Below are 16,839 nucleotides of genomic sequence, written 5' to 3'. Positions count from 1 at the left end.
AGGGCTGTTGAGCCTCAAGGTTTCAACGGGTTGAGCCGGCCATGCTGCACAGATCTGTACTTCATCCCTGGCGATCGTCCGGGGTTCCGTTTCCCGGAACGACACCCTGGCCGCCAGCGCGTGCGAGGTGCAGCATCTGCACCCCATCGGGTGAGGTGGTGAAGCGCCACCCCATGCCGGACATCATCCAGTTCTGGAGCATCCCGAGCACCTGGCCGAAAGTGGCTGGCGCGTTCGGTGGCTGGATGGGGCCGCTGTCCAATCGGTCGAAGCGCGAGGGATGACCCGCGCCAGCGATGACGACCGCGTCCGGGCTTTGTCGTTCCTGGCTGGTCGAGTGCTGGGCATACCCGGCGACGTGCCGGAAACTTTCCCGCCACGTTCCCGATGGTCTGCCGCGTGCCTGTGGTCAAGGGTCTGCACTGAACGCAGATCCCGAGGGTGAGGGAAACGCTCACCCCTTCGCGCTGCTGGTGGCTGGGCATGAGGTGGCGGACGTGGCCGGCGCTGCCTGGCTGTCGCATCTGCTGGCGCCAAGGTGATCGGCTGCATGTTCGAACGGATGTTGCAACTGCTGGCGCTGATCGAGTCCGGCGCCGACCGTTCCTCAGTTCTGAGGATCGACACGCCGACCATTGCCTCGTGCGCTGGCCGGGCTGTTCGAGAGTCCGACCACGCCGCTAACCTCTGACATCAGAGCAATCAATAGCCCTTCTACTCTGCCGTCAGTGAGTCATAAGACTGTCTGAACGACATGCACGCCTGCTCTTCACCTTCGTCCTTGAGGATGTTGCGAATGATCGTCAAGACCTTTTTGATGGCATCGTCAGCCGCCTTCTTTTGTACCAATGCTGGGCAGCCGGCGCGGCCATACTCGTACTTGATGACCTGAGATGACCGCTCGCGGTAGCCGCACGCCGACTCTACGGATTGGGCAAATACGCCTGATGTCAAGATATTCAGGCATCCCTTGATTTTCGTGTCGTCACCGGCAATCGCTGACCCGCTTGTCATGACAGCCGCCAGCGTGATGGCGTGAAGTCGCTTGCTCATCTCATCCCCCCTCATCGTTTGACTGAAGCCACCGATTCTGGCGATGAACGTGGCGGGATGAGGTTTCGTCGGTTTCGTCAGTACGTGGCGACGCTCAAAAAACACGCGATTGCCTGCTGGGAGGGGGTTTCGTCAGTACGCCGGGAGGGGTTCAAAACAAAACGCGAGGGCTTGGGCTGGCACTGCTGGCCGGGCCGATCCTGTTGCCCAGGCTGAGGGCTGGCACCAAGGGGAAGGGCTACAGGCCGCCGATCTGCTTGTCACTGCCCGATGACCGGCACCACGGCAGACGCTGCCCTAGGCTCGGTCCAGTGCCACTGGTGAGCCTTCCTGCTGGAACACCTGCACCAAGGTGAACATGCTCAACGCCTACCCACCACCTACCTACTAGAGAGAGACTAACTAAATCAGAGAGATTTAATTAGTAGGGAGAGAGGGTATGTAGGAGGGGGGTAGTAGAGAGAGAAGAGGTAGAGGGAAGGGGATCTTCCTTCTGGGGCTGTCTTTTGAAGGCGCTGATCTGGTGTTGCGCCGTCGCATCGCATCAAGCGCCACCCGGGATGGTGGAATGGATGGTGGATGGATCTGGAAAACCGCTGTAAGTGCTTGATTCCATTGGCCTGCTGGCGGAAGCGGTGGGATTCGAACCCACGGATGGGTCACCCCATCGCTAGTTTTCAAGACTAGTGCCTTAAACCGCTCGGCCACGCTTCCTGCAGGGGCGCCATTGTGTCAGAAGTAGAGGTCGGAACCCGGAAGCCTCACATCAGCGCCATCGCCGGCGGGCAGGCGACGCTGATCAGGTCACGCCGTCCACCGTCCACCCGTGCCGCCGTGAGGCGACCACCCCAGACACAGCCCGTGTCCAGCGCGAGCAGGTCGGGGCGGTCCATTGGGCCGAGCGTGGACCAGTGGCCGAAGGCGATCGGTGTGTCGGCGGTGCGCCGGCCGGGCACGTCAAACCAGGGCATCAGGTGGGGCGGGGCGGTGTCTGCGCCTTCCTTGAGCTTGAAATCGAGCGTGCCGTCGGCCTCGCAGAAGCGAATCCGGGTCAGCACATTGATGGTGAAGCGCCAGCGGTCCGGCCCCTGCAGCGTGTCGTCCCAGCGGGCAGGGTCGTTGCCGAACATGACCTGCAGGAACGCCGGCAGATCGGCGTCGCGCAGCAGGGCTTCCACCTCTGCCGCGAGCGCCAGGGTTTGCTCGGCACTCCACTGTGGCGCCACGCCGGCATGCACCATCAGCCAGCCGTGCGCGTGCACGGCCAGCCGCTGCTGGCGCAGCCAGGTCAGCCAATGGTCGCGCCGCGGGCTGGCCAGGATCTCGTCCAGGGTGTCGCTGCGGTGCGCCCGCCGCACGCCGTGGGCGACGGCCAGCAGGTGCAGGTCGTGGTTGCCGAGCAGGCAGGTGGCCGCGTCGCCGAAACCGGCCAGTCGCTCCAGTACTTTCAGCGAACACGGCCCTCGGTTGACCAGATCGCCCAGCAGGAAGATCCGGTCGCGCGAAGGCGAGAAATCGAGGGTGGCCAACAGTCGCTCAAAAGCGTCACAGCAGCCTTGCAGATCGCCGATCAGGTAGTTCATGGCGCGGATTCTGCTACGCTCTTCGCGCCTCAACTGCCGGCGCGAACGCTGTTTCGTGCCCTTTATGGACCTAGCTCTTCTCTTTGTTCTGATCGTGATCAACGGCGTCTTCGCCATGTCGGAGATGTCCCTGACAGCCAGCCGCAAGGCGCGCCTGCAGGTGATGGCCGAGACCGGAGATGCGGGCGCCCGTGCCGCGCTCGCCCTGCACGACAGTCCCACCCAGTTTCTCTCCACGGTCCAGATCGGCATCACCTCGATCGGTGTACTGAACGGTATCGTCGGTGAAGCGGCCTTTTCCGGTCCGGTGGCGGCTTGGTTGCTGGCGAATCTGCCCATCAAGGCTCCGGTGGCCGATGTGATGGGCACCGGCCTCGTGGTCGCGCTGATCACCTTCATGACGATCATTTTCGGCGAGCTGGTACCCAAGCGGGTCGGGCAGATGTACCCCGAGACGGTCGCCTGTCTGGTGGCGCGCCCGATGCGTGGCCTGTCGGTTGCGGCCGGTCCCTTCGTCAAGCTGCTGGCCGGCACCACGCAGGCGGTGCTCAGCCTGCTGGGTGTACGCGAAAGCGCCAACCGCGGCGTGACCGAAGAGGAAATCGCCGCGAGTCTGGAAGAGGGCCTGGATGCCGGCGTGATCGAGGCGCACGAACACCAGATGGTGCGCAACGTGTTCCGCCTCGACGACCGCCAGATCGGCTCGATGATGATTCCGCGCGGCGACATCGCCTGGCTGGACGTCGATGCCAGCCGCGAAGAGATCCTGCCTGCACTGACGGAGCATGGCCACTCGCGCTACCCGGTCTGCCGCGGCGGGCTGGACGAGGTGCTGGGGGTCGTGACGGCGCACCAGTTGCTGATGCAGCTGGCCGCGAGCCGGGAGATCTCGCTGATCGATTCGATGCAACCGCCCGTGTTCGTCCCGGAAACGCTGTCGGGCATGGAACTGCTGGAGCATTTCCGCGGCTCGCCGGTGCAGATGGTGTTCGTGGTCGACGAGTACGGCGTGGTGCAGGGTGTGATCACGCTGCGCGATGTGCTCGAAGCCATCACCGGCGAGTTCACGCCCCACTTGGCCGAGGACGCCTGGGCCGTGCAGCGCGAGGACGGCTCCTGGCTGGTCGACGGCATGATCCCGGTGCCCGAACTCAAGGACCGCCTGGGCCTGAAACAACTGCCGGACGAGGACCGCGGGCGCTACAACACGCTGGCCGGGATGGTCATGCTGCTGCTTGGCCGCCTGCCGCAGATCACCGACTCGGTCGAGTGGGCGGGCTGGCGCTTCGAGGTGGTCGACCTCGACGGCAAGCGGGTGGACAAGGTGCTGGCCAGCCGCACCGGTGACGAAGAAGGGACGGCAGAATGACCGCCATCGGGTGCCATGTGGCAGCGCGCGAATGCCAGCAGATTCGGGCGCGCCGGCGCTGCGTTCATTGAACGGCTGAACCCGCGCGGCGGCGGCCCCAGGCCAGCAGCGCCACCACGGCGGCCAGCCCCGCCAGCCAGCCGAAACCCATTGCGCCGCCGCCTTCCGACGGACTGGCATCGCTCGCATCCAGACCGCAGACCGCTGCTGGTGCGTCGCCCGCCCGCAGGACCGCCGTGCTGCGGCTGGTGCTGCCGCTGCTGTCGGTGACGGTCAGCTCCACCGTGGCCAGCCCGCTGCCCAGTGCGCTCAGCACGGCGGTGCTGTTGGTTGACGCACCGGTGAATCCGGCCACGGCGGCGCCGTCCGTGATGCGCCACTGGTAGCCGGTGACCGTGCGGCCAGCGCCGGTGCTGGAGCCGCTGGCGTCCAGCGTGACCGTGCCGTTCAGCGGGATGCGCGTGCTGGCATCGCCCAGTCGCGCGAGCACGGAGGTGCCGGCCGCCGCCCGCACGGCGGCGCCAGCGTCCAGCATGCCGGCACCGCAGGTCGCGGTGGTGCAGTGGCACTCGATCTGCGAAACGCTGGTGTCGACGCTGCACGCTGGCGCCGTGGCACCCGCAGGCCGGACCGGAAACGCCCGCACCGTGGACCGCAGCAACTCCAGCACGCGGGTCGGCGTGAGTGTCGGCTGGGCCGAGAGCATCAGCGCGACCGTGCCGGAGACCAGCGGCGCGGAGAAACTGGTGCCCAGGCCGGCCGTGCCGCTGCCGGTCGTGTAGCTCGGGCACGCCGGGCCGGTCTTGCCGGTGTTGGTGGCGCTCAGGATCGGGTAGAGGCACTCGCCGGTCGCGTTGACGCAGTTGCCCGCCGGGGCCGCGATGGCGACTTCGGCGCCCAGGCTGGAGAAGCCGCTCTTGTCCCCCGCATGGCGCAGCCCGCTGACGGCGATCACCCCGGCGCAGTTGCCTGGCATGTTGACCGCGCGGTTGTCGTTGCCCGCCGATGCGACGATGACGACACCGACTTGGCGCAGTTCATTGATGGCATCCAGATACAGCTTGGCGACACCAGGTCGGGTGGGGTCGGCGCCGACGGTGCAGGAGCCGATTTCTCCCAGGCTCATGTTGATGACACGCGCCGGGGTCGGGTTGTCGGGCACGCCGTCGACGTGCAGGCCGCCTGCCCAGCGCATGCCGGCGACGATGTCGGCGTCATAGCCACCGCACTTGCCCAGCACCCGCACCGGCAGCACGCGCACATGGCGTCCCATGCCAGCCATGCCCGTGCCGTTGTTGGTGGCCGCGCCGACGAGGCCGGCCACCTGCGTGCCGTGCCAGGCGCTGTCCTGGGTGCCACAACCGGCGAGCGTTTTCGAGTTGGCGTCTTCGTCGGCAGTGATCCAGTCGCCCGGGTCGGTCGGGTTGCTGTCGCGGCCGTCGCCGTCGTTGCTGGTGACCGACTCGCTGATGAAGTCGTAACCGGGCAGCAGCTTGCCGTCCAGATCGGGATGGTTGAAGCGCACGCCGCTGTCGAGCACGGCGACGACGATGTCGGCACGGCCGGTCGTCAGCGCCCAGGCCGATTCGGCGTTCACGGACGACACCACGGCGGCGTTCGGGGCTTGCAGATACCACTGTCCGGCCGCGGGGCTGATGCCCGGCCCGCCGGTGAAGAGCGGGTCGTTCACCACAGCAGCGTGTGCGCGCCGGCGGCGGTCCTCGACCACGTACTCGACCTGCGGGTCTGCGGCCAGCGCCTGCATCAGGCGGGCATTGCTCAGGCCTTGCGCATGGATCACCTGGGTGTCGGCAGAGACCGCCGCGCCGTCGCTGAGCCGCAGTCCGACCCGTTGGCCGAGCGCCAGGGCGCGGCGCGGTGTCGCGTCAGCCGTGGACGTGCGGGTCGCTGCGGACAGTGCGCTGACCTGCCGCGCCGACCGGAACTTGACGATCACCCGCGCCTCCCCGGCGGGTGTGCCGCTCAGGTCTGCCCGCGCGGGTGGACTGGCTTCGTTCCCTGCCGCGGCGATCGGTCCGATGCCGCAGGCGAGCACCAGGGCCGTGAGGGTTGCACGCAGCTGGAACAGCGGCGAGGAATGCAGGTTCTGTCGTGGCATGGTCGATCGTCCGTGAACGTCGCACGAGTGTAGGCCGCCCTGTTGTCGGCCATGTTGCCGGGTTCTGAATCTTCGGCCGGGACCGGCATGTGCGCGGTGCGCGTCAAACCCCTGCCCTCTGGGAGTGCGTAGTGCGCAAGGACGTCTCGGGCGCATGGATCTGTCCCCTGAACACGGGGTTCGGGCACGCTGGATTCACGGAACCCCACCGCTACCATCAGGCTCGATTCATGAGCCAGCCCCAAGGTCTGCGCATGAATCTGGCGTTTTCTGGCGAGGCCCGCACCTCGCCCATCTGGGGATGACAAACCATGGAACGCACGGAACGTTTCTGCAAGATCGAGATGCTCATCCGCAGCCGCGGCTGCGTGAGCTTCGCCGATCTGATGGACGAGCTGGCTGTCTCGCGCGCCACGCTCAAGCGCGATCTGGACCACCTGCGCACGCGCATGGATGCCGCGATCGTCTACGACCGCGACCGCAATGGCTACCGCTTCGAGACGGTCGGCCGCAATGGCCGACGCAGCTTCACGGCCGAGTCACCGGGGGTCTGGTTCAACGAACGGGAGATCCACGCGCTGCTGACGATGCACCAGCTGCTCGACGGTCTGGGCGTCAACGGCAGCATGGGTCGCCACCTGCAGCCGCTGCTCGACAAGCTCAACGGCATGCTCGGCACCAGCGAAAGCGAGGCGCGCGAGCTGACCCGGCGCGTGCGTGTGGTGGCACCGGCGCATCGGCCCGTGCGCGGCCGGCATTTCGAGCGGCTGGCCAGCGCGGTGCTGGAGCGCCGGCGCCTGCGGCTGACGGTGGAGGGCGACGCGGGGGCCCGGGACCGCGACCGGGTGGTGTCCCCGATGCGCCTGGTGCACGAGGAAGGGATCTGGTTCCTCGACAGCTGGGACCACGAGGACGAGGCGCTCTGCCGCATCGCGCTGCCCAGCGTGCGGACGGTGCAGCTGCTGGAGGCCCGTGCCAAGGAAGTTTCGATGCGCGTGATCGAGGCCGAACTGGACGCCGCCCTGCACCGCGCCTGAGGCGGCCTCCGCCACGGAGCGTGGGCGATACTGGCGCCCATGCCCGAGATTGAAAGAAGCCGCCCCGCTTCGCCCGCCGCCCCCCGTTCTCCGATCATGCCCGGCCTGCTGGTGCTGCATGGCAACCGGCTGGAGCTGTTGCAGGAGGCGGTCTTTGCCTGGCTGGAGCGCCACCCGCTCGACCCGCTGGAGCAGGACGTGCTGCTGGTGCAGAGCAACGGCATCGCCGAGTGGATGAAGATGTCGCTGGCGCGGCGCAGCGGCATCTGCGCGGCGACCCGCGTGGAGCTGCCGGCGCGTTTCCTCTGGCGGCTGTACCGGGCGATGCTCGGCCGCGAGGGCGCGCCTGCGCGCTCGCCGCTGGACAAGGCACCGCTGACCTGGCGCCTCATGCAGGCGCTGCCCGCGTGGATCGACAAGCCCGGTTTCGAGCCGCTGGCGCAGTTCCTGTCCGCCTCGCCGTCCGCCGACGGCACGCACGACCTGGGTCGCCGCCTGCAGCTCGCCGAACGGCTGGCCGACCTGTTCGACCAGTACCAGCTCTACCGCGCCGACTGGCTCGATGCCTGGGGCCGCGGCCGCGAGCACCTGGTCCGCGCCAATGGGGTCACGGTGCCCCTGCCGGACGACCAGCGCTGGCAGGCGCGGCTGTGGCACCGGCTGGTCGAGGGGCTGGACGAGTCGGGCCGGCGCGCGGTGCGCAGCGATGTGCATCGGCGGTTTGTCGCCGCGGTGGACGCTGGCGATGCGCCGCGCCAGCCGCTGCCACGCCGCGTCGTGCTGTTCGGGCACAGCCACCTGCCGTGGCAGACCTTGCAGGCGCTGGCGGCGCTGGCGCAGCGCGCGCAGGTGCTGCTGGCGGTGCCGAATCCCTGCCAGTTCCACTGGGCCGACATCATCGACGGTCGCGAACTGCTGCGCGCGCCCCGCCAGCGCCACGGCCACCGCCGCGGCGTCGACCTGGGCGCTGTGCCGCTGGACCAAGCACACGGACAGGCGCATCCGCTGCTCGCCGCCTGGGGGCGGCAAGGCCGGGACTTCATTCGTCTGCTGGACGCCTTTGATGACGCGGAAACCTCCCGCCAGCGTTTCCAGATCCCGCGCATCGACCTGTTCGACGCGGGCGACGGCGACACGCTGCTCGCGCAGGTGCAGAGCGCCATCCGCGACGGCCTGCCGATGGACGAGCTGACCCAGCGCGTGCAGGCTGGCCCGCCGCTGGCCGACGGTGACCGCTCGATCGTCTTCCAGATCGCCCACAGCGCGATGCGCGAGGTCGAGGTGCTGCACGACCAGTTGCTGCACCTGCTGGCGCACCCGGGCGCCACGCCGCTGGCTCCACGCGACATCGTCGTCATGCTGCCGGACATCGAGCCCTACGCGCCGATCCTCCATGCCGTCTTCGGCCAGCACGCGCTTGGCGACGCACGCCACATCCCCTACGAGATCGCCGACCTGCGCCAGCGCGGGCGCCAGCCGCTGCTGATGGCGGTGGAGTGGCTGCTGCGCGTGACCGAGCAGCGCTGCACGGCCAGCGAACTGCGCGACCTGCTCGACGTGCCGGCGCTGGCCCGGCGTTTCGGGCTGCACGACGAGGACCGCGCAACCGCCGCCCGCTGGCTGGCGGGTGCCGGCGTGCGCTGGGGGCTGGATGCGGCACAACGCGACGGGCTCGGGCTGGGTGCCTGTGGCGAGCAGAACACGGGCCTGTTCGGGCTGCGCCGGATGCTGCTGGGCTACGCCTGCGGACGCTCGGACACGGCCAGCGCCGAACCGCCGTGGCGCGCGATCGAGCCCTACGACGAGATCGGCGGCCTGGACGCCGCCATCGCCGGCGCGCTGGCCGGGCTGATCGACGCGCTGCGCGGCTGGTGGCAGCAGGCGGACCAGCCCGTGGCACCTGCGCAGTGGCACGTCCGCTGCCGGGCTTTGCTGGAGGTTTTCCTGGACCCGGCCGACGAGGACGATCGCCTGATGCTCTCGTCGCTCGACGATGCGCTCGGCCGCTGGCTCGATGACTGCGAAGACGCCGGTTTCGACGCGCCGGTGACGCTGCCCGTGCTGCGCGAGGGCTGGCTCGCCGGGGTGGACGAACCGAGCCTGAACAGCCGTTTCCTGGGCGGTGGGGTGGTGTTCTGCACGCTGATGCCGATGCGGGCGATTCCGTTCGAGGTGGTCTGCCTGCTGGGCATGAACGACGGTGACTACCCGCGCCGCGCGCCGCGCAGCGACTTCGATCTCATGGCGCTGCCCGGCCAGCACCGTCCTGGCGACCGCGCCCGGCGCGACGACGACCGGATGCTGATGCTGGAGGCGCTGCTGGCTGCGCGCCGCGTGCTGTCCATCAGCTGGGCCGGCCGCAGCGTGCGCGACAACACGCACCAGCCACCCTCGGTGCTGGTGTCGCAGTTGCGCGACCACCTGGCGGCAGGCTGGGGCGAGGCAGTGGTGGATCGGCTGACGACCGAGCATCCGCTGCAGCCCTTCAGCCGGCGCTACTTCGAGGGGGGCTCCGCGCTGTTCACCTACGCCCGCGAATGGCGCGAGGCGCATGAGGCGACCGATCCCGTGGTCGCGGTGGCGAATGCCGGCAGGGGGCAAGCCAAGCTCTCCGCCGCCGAGCGCGCGGCCATGCTCCCGCTGACCCTGCGCCGTCTCGACCACTTCCTGCTCAACCCCGTCAAGGACCACTTCCGCGAGCGCCTCGGCGTCGTCTTCCAGCCGCTGGATCTGGCCGTGGCCGACGACGAGCCGTTCGACCTGAACGCGCTGGACGAGACCCTGCTGCTGCGCGAGCTGCTGGAGACCCCCGCGGCCGACGCACCGACCGCCCTCGCCGCCTGCCGGGCGGAGCTGCAGGTGCGCACCGAGCGGCTCGTGCGACGCGGGGATCTGCCGGTGGGCGGGCTGGGCCAGCGCTGGCGCGGGCAGTTCGTGCAGCAGAGCGCACCGATGGCGCTGCAGTGGAACGCCTGGCGCCGCGAGTTGTCCGAGCCGGCCAAGCCGCGGCAGGTCGCCGCCGATCTGGACGGCATCGCGCTGGACGACTGGCTCGACGAGCTGCGCCAGGCGCCGGGCACAGACCGGCCGGTCTGGCTGACGCTGGACGCGCGCCGGTTGTGCGTGTTCGACAAGAAGGCCCAGGTGCTGCGGCCGGTGGCGCACAAGCTGGTGCGGCCGTGGCTGCGGATGCTGGTGGCGGGGGCGTGTGGCATTGATCTGGAGGGACGCATCGTGGCGCGCGACGCGCTGCTGGTGCTGGCGCCGCCGCGCATGGCGGTGGCGCAAGTGGTGCTGGACGAGCTGCTCGATGTCTGGGAACAAGGCATGGTGCGCCCGCTGGCGGTGGCGTGCCGCACCGCACTGGTCTGGCTGGCTGCGCGCGAGCAATTCCCCGACCAGCCCGACAAGGCCGACGATGCCGGGCGCACTGTCTACGAAGGCGTTCACACCCGCCGTGGTGAAGTGCAGGACGCCGCGCTCGCCCGCCTGTTCCCGGACTGGGACACGCTGTGCGCCGATCCCGCCTTCGCGGAGTGGGCCGAGCGCCTGTACGAGCCACTGCGGCAGTGGGCTGCCGACCCTGCCCATGTGACCGTGCTGCCATTGCCCGATGCCAATCCCGGCGCCGACGAGGACGACGAGGACGCCCGCGATGACTGAGTCTGTCCCCCAGCCCCTGAACCTGCTGGACCCGCTGACCCTGCCGCTGGCCGGCAGCCGCCTGATCGAGGCCAGCGCCGGCACCGGCAAGACCTGGACCATCGCCGCGCTCTACCTGCGGCTGGTGCTCGGCCACGGTGACCACGGCGACCGCCCGTCGCAGCCGCTCGGGCCTTCGCAGATCCTGGTGATGACCTTCACCCGCGCGGCCACCCGCGAGCTGTCCGACCGCATCCGCGCGCGGCTGATCGAGGCGGCGCAGTGCTTCCGCGGCGAGGCCGAACCTGCGTTGCACGACACCTTCCTGCACGACCTGATCGCCGACCATGCCGAGGGGGATGTCCGCTCGCAGGCCGCCTACCGGCTGGCGCTGGCCGCCGAGGCGATGGACGAAGCGGCGGTCCACACCATCGACGCCTGGTGCCAGCGCATGCTGCGCGAGCACGCCTTCGACAGCGGCAACCTCTTCGACGAGGAACTGGTCGCCGACGAGGCCGAGCTGCTGGCGCAGGCGATGCACGATGTCTGGCGCCGCGAGGTCTACCCGCTGGACACGGGGCCGCTGGAGGCGCTGCTGGCGGTGTGGCCGTCGGTGGCGGTGATGCAGCAGCAGGTGCAGCCGCTGCTCCACCAGACCGAGCTGCTCGGCGCGGACGCCACCCCCCGCGCCACGCTGCAGGACTGGCTGCCCGCCTGGGTGAACGAGCGTTGCGCCACGCTGGCGCAACTCAGGACCGGCTGGGCGGACAAGGCGCGGCGCATCGCCGGCTGGATCAACGCCCAGCAGCAGGGCGGTGCGAACCCCTTCAACGGCAACCTGCTGCGCGCCAGCTCGCTCGACGCCTGGATCGAACAGATCGTGGCCTGGGCGGACGACCCGGACGCGGGCCTGCTGGTGCTGTCGCCCGATACCGGCCGGACCCGCCTGACGCCGGACGGTATCGCCAAGGCTTGCAAGAAGGGCTGCCGGCTGCCGCCCTTGCCCCCCGAGTTCGCCGAGTTCGAGGCGCTGCAGCAGGCGCTCGACACGCTGGAGCCGCTGGCGCCGCGGCTGCTGCGCCACCTCACGCACCGCGTTGCCCGGCGGCTCGACCAGCTCAAGCGCCGCAGCGCCCGTTTCGGCTTCGCCGATCTGCAGGCGCGGCTGGACCAGGCGCTCTCGCCCGCGGCGGGGGAGGCCGGCGAGCGCCTGCGCCAGAGCATCCTGGCGCAATACCCGGTCGCGCTGATCGATGAGTTCCAGGACACCTCGCCGCTGCAATACCGCCTGTTCGACCGCCTCTACCGCGTCGCCGACCACGACCCGGCCACCGCGCTGCTGCTGATCGGCGACCCGAAGCAGTCGATCTACGGCTTCCGCGGCGCCGACATCTACAGCTACCTGCAGGTGCGCCAGGCGACCGAGGGCCGCCACCACGTGCTCGGCACCAACTTCCGCTCGACCCGGGCGCTGATCGGCGCGGTCAACACGGTGTTCGCGCAGGCGGAGCGCCGCTGGTCGGGGGGGGCTTTTGCCTTCACCAAGGGCGGGCCGCTGGCGCTGCCGTTCGATCCGGTGGCGGCGCGGGGCCGTGGCGAAGTGCTGGTCCGCGGAGAGGCGCTGCTGCCGGCGTTGACGGCCCGCGCGCTCGATGCCGCGATGCCACAGCGCTCGCTCACCGACGTGCTGGCGCAGCACGCCGCCGAGCAGCTGGTGGACTGGTTGAACGATGCGTCGGTGGGTTTCCGTGCCGCGGACGGCGGCTGGCAGCGGCTGGCGCCGGGCCATGTCGCGGTGCTGGTGCGCAGCCGGCGCGAGGCGGACGCCGTCCGGCTGGCGCTGCGCCGGCGTGGGGTCAGCTCGGTCTACCTGTCGGACCAGGATTCGGTGTTCGCCTCCGCCGAGGCGGCCGACCTGCTGCGCTGGCTGCAGGCAGTGGCCGACCCGCTGAACGCGCCGCTGGCCCGCGCCGCCTATGCCACCGCGACGGTCGGCCTGGACCTGGAGGCCCTGGCGCGGCTGGTGTCCGACGAGCTGGCCTGGGACGAGCGGCTCGCGCAGCTGCAGCGCCTGCGCGGCGTGTGGCAGCGCCAGGGCGTGCTGACGCTGGTGCGCCAGACGCTGCATGCGCTGGACCTGCCGGCGCGCTGGCTCGGTGCTGCGGACGCGCCGCCCGACGGCGAGCGCCGGCTGACCAACCTGCTGCACCTGGGCGAACTGCTGCAGGCCGCCGCGGCCCAGCTCGACGGCGAGCAGGCCCAGATCCGCTGGCTGGCCGAGCAGATCCACGGCTTGGGCGGCGCGGGCGACGAGCGCGTCGTGCGGCTGGAAAGCGACGCCGAGCTGGTCCAGGTGGTCACCGTCCACAAGTCCAAGGGGCTGGAGTACCCGGTGGTGTTCCTGCCGTTTGCAGCGTCCTGCCGCGAGGTGGACCGGCGCGGGCGCCGCTTCATCACCTGGGTGGACGACGCAGGCACCCGCGCCCTCGACTTCACGCTCGGCGACGAGACCATGGCCTCGGCCGAGCGCGAGCGGCTGCGCGAGGACCTGCGGCTGTTCTATGTCGCGCTGACGCGGGCGCGGCATGCGCTGTGGCTTGGCGTCGGGTTGCTCAAGAGCAAGGGCAGCAAATCGGGTGGCAACAAGCTGGACCGCAGCGCGCTGGGCTATCTGCTCGGCGGCGGGCAGGGCGAGTTGTCGCCCGCGCTGGCGCTGGAACGCCTGAACGACTGGGCGAGCCCGGACGACGGGGCCACGCCCGGCAGCGTGTCGGTCGAGACGCTGTCCGCGCGCCCCGGCTACACCCGGCTGCGGCGCGCGGCGGCGCCGGCTGCGCTGGCCGAGGCGCCGCGCTACGCGGCCACCTTTGACCGCCGCTGGACGGTGGGCAGCTTCTCGGCGCTGGTGCGCGATCTGCGCGAGGCGGAGGGCGACCGGCGCGTGCCCGCGTCGCCGTGGGCGGTGGATCCGGCGCGGGACGAGCAATTGCGCGAGGAATGGCTGGCCGATCTGGCGGTGGCCGAGGGGGGAGACGACGACGCGGTGTTCGCACCCCTGCCGGTGCTGGCCGATGCGGCGTGGCACCGCTTTCCCAAGGGCGCACTGGCGGGCAACTTCCTGCACGAGCTGCTGCAGTGGCTGGCCGAGGAGGGCTTCGACCGCTGGAACGCACCAGCCGTGCAGGCGCTCACCCGCCGCCGCTGCGAACGCCACGGCCACACCGACCGCGCCGACGAGGTGCTGGCGTGGATGGGTGCGGTGCTGACCACGCCGCTGCCGGCGCTGGGTGGCGCGTCGCTGTCGGAGATCGGCGCCGTGCTGCCGGAGATGGAGTTCTGGATGCCGAGCGTGGCGCTGCACAGCGCGGCGCTGGACCGCGTCTGCCGTGAGCGTCTGCTGCCCGGTCAGGCCCGGCCGGCACTGGTGCCGCGGGTGCTGCAAGGCCTGTTGATGGGCTTCGCCGATCTGGTGTTCGAGCACGGCGGGCGCTGGTGGGTGCTGGACTACAAGTCCAACCACCTCGGCGATGGCGACGCCGACTACCACGCCGGTGCGCTTGACACCGCCATGCTCGCGCACCGCTACGACCTGCAGGCGGCGCTCTACCTGCTCGCGCTGCACCGCCTGCTGCGCCACCGGCTGGGCGACGGTTACGACCCCGCGTCGCACTTGGGCGGCGCCATCTACCTCTTCCTGCGCGGGGTGCGTGGTCCGCAGGCGGGCTGCGTGGTGGTGCCGGCGCCGCTGGGGCTGCTCGATGCGCTGGACGCCTGTCTGAACGACCCTGTTCCTGAACCCGACCTTGATCCGATGGTGAGTGCCTGATGCCGCAGACCCTGGACCCCACCGGGCCGCTGACCGCCACCGAGCTGCTCGCTGAACTCGACCGCTGGTGCGACGCCGGCTGGCTGCGCCGGCTGGACGTGGCGCTGGCACGCTGGCTGGCGGCCGAACTGCCGGATGCGGCGCCCGAGTTGCTGCTGTGTGCCGCACTGCTGGCCCAGCGCGAAAGCCGCGGCCACACCTGCATCGCGCTGGACGAGTTGCTGGCCCAGCGCCGCCCGGACGTGATCGCCCGCCCGGACGACGATGCTTGGCTCGACGGCCCAGGCGCGGCACGGGCCGCACTGGCCATGGCCCTGCAGCGCCTGCCGCCGGACCGCGCCGACTGGCTGAATGGCCTGCAAGACAGCGACGCCGTGGACGCGGGCGCCGGCGCTGCCAGCGGACAGGCGCCCCTGGTCCTGGAACACACCCCCGACGGCGCACGCCTGTACCTGCGCCGCCACTGGCGCGACGAGCAGGCGGTGGCGCGGGCGGTGTTGTCGCGTGCTGTGGGGCCGCATCCCGGCGAGGTGGTCCCCGACGCGGGCGTCGTGCGTGGCTGGCTGGACCGCCTGTTCGGCCTCGCCCGCGACCCGGCGGCCCCCGACTGGCAGCGCGCCGCTTGCGCCATGGCCCTGCGTGGCCGGCTGGCCCTCGTCACGGGCGGCCCTGGCACGGGCAAGACCTACACCGTCGCCCGCCTGCTGGCCCTGCTGTTCGCGCTGCACCCCGCGCCCGAGACGCTGCGCATCGCACTCGCCGCCCCGACCGGCAAGGCAGCGGCGCGGCTGAAGCAGTCGATCGACCAGGCACTCGGCCAGCTCGGCGCTGCGCTGCCCGACGCGCTGGACTGGGCACTGCTGGCCAAGCGCCTGAAGGAGGCGCTGACGCTGCACCGTCTGCTCGGCGCCCGCCCCGACACCCGCGCGCTGCGCCACGACGCACGCCATCCGCTGGACGTCGATCTGCTGGTGGTCGACGAGGCCTCGATGGTGCATCTGGAGATGATGGCCGCGCTGCTGGCAGCGCTGCCCGAGCGGGCGCGGCTGGTGCTGCTGGGCGACAAGGACCAGCTCGCCTCGGTCGAAGCAGGCGCCGTGCTGGGTGACCTGTGTGGACAGGCGGAGTGTGGGCAGTACGACGCTGACAGCGTCGCCTGGATCACGGCCTGCACCGGTGGCACGGTGCCGCCCGACCTGCGCCACCGCACGGGCACGCCGCTGCCCGCGCTGGCGCAGCAGACGGTGATGCTGCGCGAGAGCCGGCGTTTTCAAGGCGCCATCGGCGATCTGGCCAAGGCGGTGAATGCGGGCGATGTGCGTGGGGCGGACGCCGTGTTCCGCCGCAAGGACGCGGCTGTGCAGCGGCTGGCGCTGACCGAGGCGCAGGCCTTGCCCGCCGTGCTGGCGCTGGCGCTGCAGGGACGCGCCGGAGCGCCGATCGGCTACGACCTGTACCTGGCCGCCTTGCAGCAGCGGCCACCACCCGGCGATGCCGAGGCGCACCAGGCCTGGGTCGTGCGGGTGGTGCAGGCGTTCGAGCGTGTGCGGCTGCTGTGTGCGCTGCGGGAAGGGGAGTGGGGCGTGACCGGGCTGAATGCGCGCATCGAGGCGCATCTGCGCGGGCGCGGCGCGATCGCCCGCCACGGCGAGTGGTACGCCGGCCGGCCGGTGATGATCACGCGCAACGACGCTGCGCTCGGTGTCTACAACGGCGACGTGGGCGTGGCGTTGCCGGGCGTCGAAGGCGGCGCAAGTCTGCGTGTCTGGTTGCTGGAAGGAGCGGGCCAGCCACCGCGCTCGGTGATGGCGAGCCGGCTGGCGGCGACCGAGACCGCGTTCGCGATGACGGTGCACAAGTCGCAGGGCTCGGAGTTCGACGACGTGCTGGTGCTGCTGCCGGCGCAGCGCAGCCCGGTCGTCACGCGCGAGCTGCTCTACACCGCGGTGACGCGGGCGCGCCGACGCGTTGCCGTGGCCGCGGGCGAGGAACTCGTCGCGGCCGCTGTCACGGCGCCGACGCAGCGGCGCTCGGGCCTGATCGCGCGGCTGCGCGATGCCGCGGACGGCGACGGTTGACAGGAGGCCGGTCGCACCCCCTCGACGCCGCATCCACCGAACCGGTTTCAAGGTGAGCGCGGTGGACATCGGCGCGATGCTGCCCAGGACCCGGTCGGACCGGCACTTGTTCGCCGCCCCGCATCGACTATG

At 70.5% G+C, this 16,839-nt stretch carries 10 protein-coding genes and 1 tRNA gene; 7 read left to right on the top strand and 4 right to left on the bottom strand.

What is annotated here, in order from left to right; translation table 11 throughout:
- Window positions 1–158 precede the first annotated feature (158 nt).
- Both RMP06_RS05020 and RMP06_RS05015 read left to right on the top strand, forming a co-directional pair.
- The gene (locus RMP06_RS05020; protein ID WP_310460675.1) at window positions 159–284 is read left to right on the top strand and encodes a hypothetical protein; all 126 of its coding nucleotides are present in this window, start codon (window positions 159–161) and stop codon (window positions 282–284) included.
- 266 nt (window positions 285–550) lie between these two features.
- Window positions 551–691, top strand: a complete 141-nt coding sequence (locus RMP06_RS05015; protein WP_310460674.1) for a hypothetical protein — start codon at window positions 551–553, stop codon at window positions 689–691.
- Between the two features lie 23 nt (window positions 692–714).
- Here RMP06_RS05015 and RMP06_RS05010 read toward each other — a convergent pair whose 3' ends face one another.
- The 3 genes from RMP06_RS05010 to RMP06_RS05000 all read right to left on the bottom strand — a co-directional run bounded on the left by RMP06_RS05010 (window position 715) and on the right by RMP06_RS05000 (window position 2,636).
- Window positions 715–1,053, bottom strand: coding sequence for a hypothetical protein (locus RMP06_RS05010; RefSeq protein WP_310460673.1), 339 nt, complete (start codon window positions 1,051–1,053; stop codon window positions 715–717).
- A 624-nt stretch (window positions 1,054–1,677) separates the two neighbouring features.
- Window positions 1,678–1,767 (bottom strand) — tRNA-Ser (locus RMP06_RS05005).
- A 47-nt stretch (window positions 1,768–1,814) separates the two neighbouring features.
- Complete coding sequence (locus tag RMP06_RS05000; RefSeq protein ID WP_310460672.1) at window positions 1,815–2,636, bottom strand: symmetrical bis(5'-nucleosyl)-tetraphosphatase; 822 nt, start codon at window positions 2,634–2,636, stop codon at window positions 1,815–1,817.
- 64 nt (window positions 2,637–2,700) lie between these two features.
- Here RMP06_RS05000 and RMP06_RS04995 point away from each other — a divergent pair, with 64 nt between their 5' ends.
- Window positions 2,701–4,005, top strand: a complete 1,305-nt coding sequence (locus tag RMP06_RS04995; RefSeq protein WP_310460671.1) for a hemolysin family protein — start codon at window positions 2,701–2,703, stop codon at window positions 4,003–4,005.
- A 64-nt stretch (window positions 4,006–4,069) separates the two neighbouring features.
- On the opposite strand, the gene RMP06_RS04990 is transcribed toward RMP06_RS04995, so the two are convergent.
- Entirely contained in the window at window positions 4,070–6,124 is a 2,055-nt protein-coding gene (locus RMP06_RS04990) for a S8 family peptidase (RefSeq protein WP_310460670.1), read from the bottom strand.
- A 311-nt stretch (window positions 6,125–6,435) separates the two neighbouring features.
- Here RMP06_RS04990 and RMP06_RS04985 point away from each other — a divergent pair, with 311 nt between their 5' ends.
- Genes RMP06_RS04985 through recD form a run of 4 tightly spaced genes read left to right on the top strand, consistent with a single transcriptional unit; the run spans window position 6,436 to window position 16,707 of the window.
- Window positions 6,436–7,161 (top strand): helix-turn-helix transcriptional regulator, encoded by a 726-nt coding sequence (locus tag RMP06_RS04985; protein ID WP_310460669.1) that lies wholly within the window; start codon window positions 6,436–6,438, stop codon window positions 7,159–7,161.
- Window positions 7,162–7,200: 39 nt separating this feature from the next.
- Complete coding sequence (gene recC / locus RMP06_RS04980; protein ID WP_310460668.1) at window positions 7,201–10,824, top strand: exodeoxyribonuclease V subunit gamma; 3,624 nt, start codon at window positions 7,201–7,203, stop codon at window positions 10,822–10,824.
- The gene (gene recB, locus RMP06_RS04975; RefSeq protein ID WP_310460667.1) at window positions 10,817–14,629 is read left to right on the top strand and encodes an exodeoxyribonuclease V subunit beta; all 3,813 of its coding nucleotides are present in this window, start codon (window positions 10,817–10,819) and stop codon (window positions 14,627–14,629) included. The genes recC and recB overlap by 8 nt, the downstream gene beginning before the upstream one ends.
- Complete coding sequence (gene recD, locus RMP06_RS04970) at window positions 14,629–16,707, top strand: exodeoxyribonuclease V subunit alpha (protein WP_310460666.1); 2,079 nt, start codon at window positions 14,629–14,631, stop codon at window positions 16,705–16,707. Before recB ends, recD begins: the two co-directional genes overlap by 1 nt.
- Window positions 16,708–16,839: the final 132 nt, after the last annotated feature.

The organism is Sphaerotilus sp., assembly GCF_031429695.1.
Taxonomy (GTDB): domain Bacteria; phylum Pseudomonadota; class Gammaproteobacteria; order Burkholderiales; family Burkholderiaceae_C; genus Sphaerotilus.
This window is presented reverse-complemented; position numbering and strand designations above follow the sequence as displayed.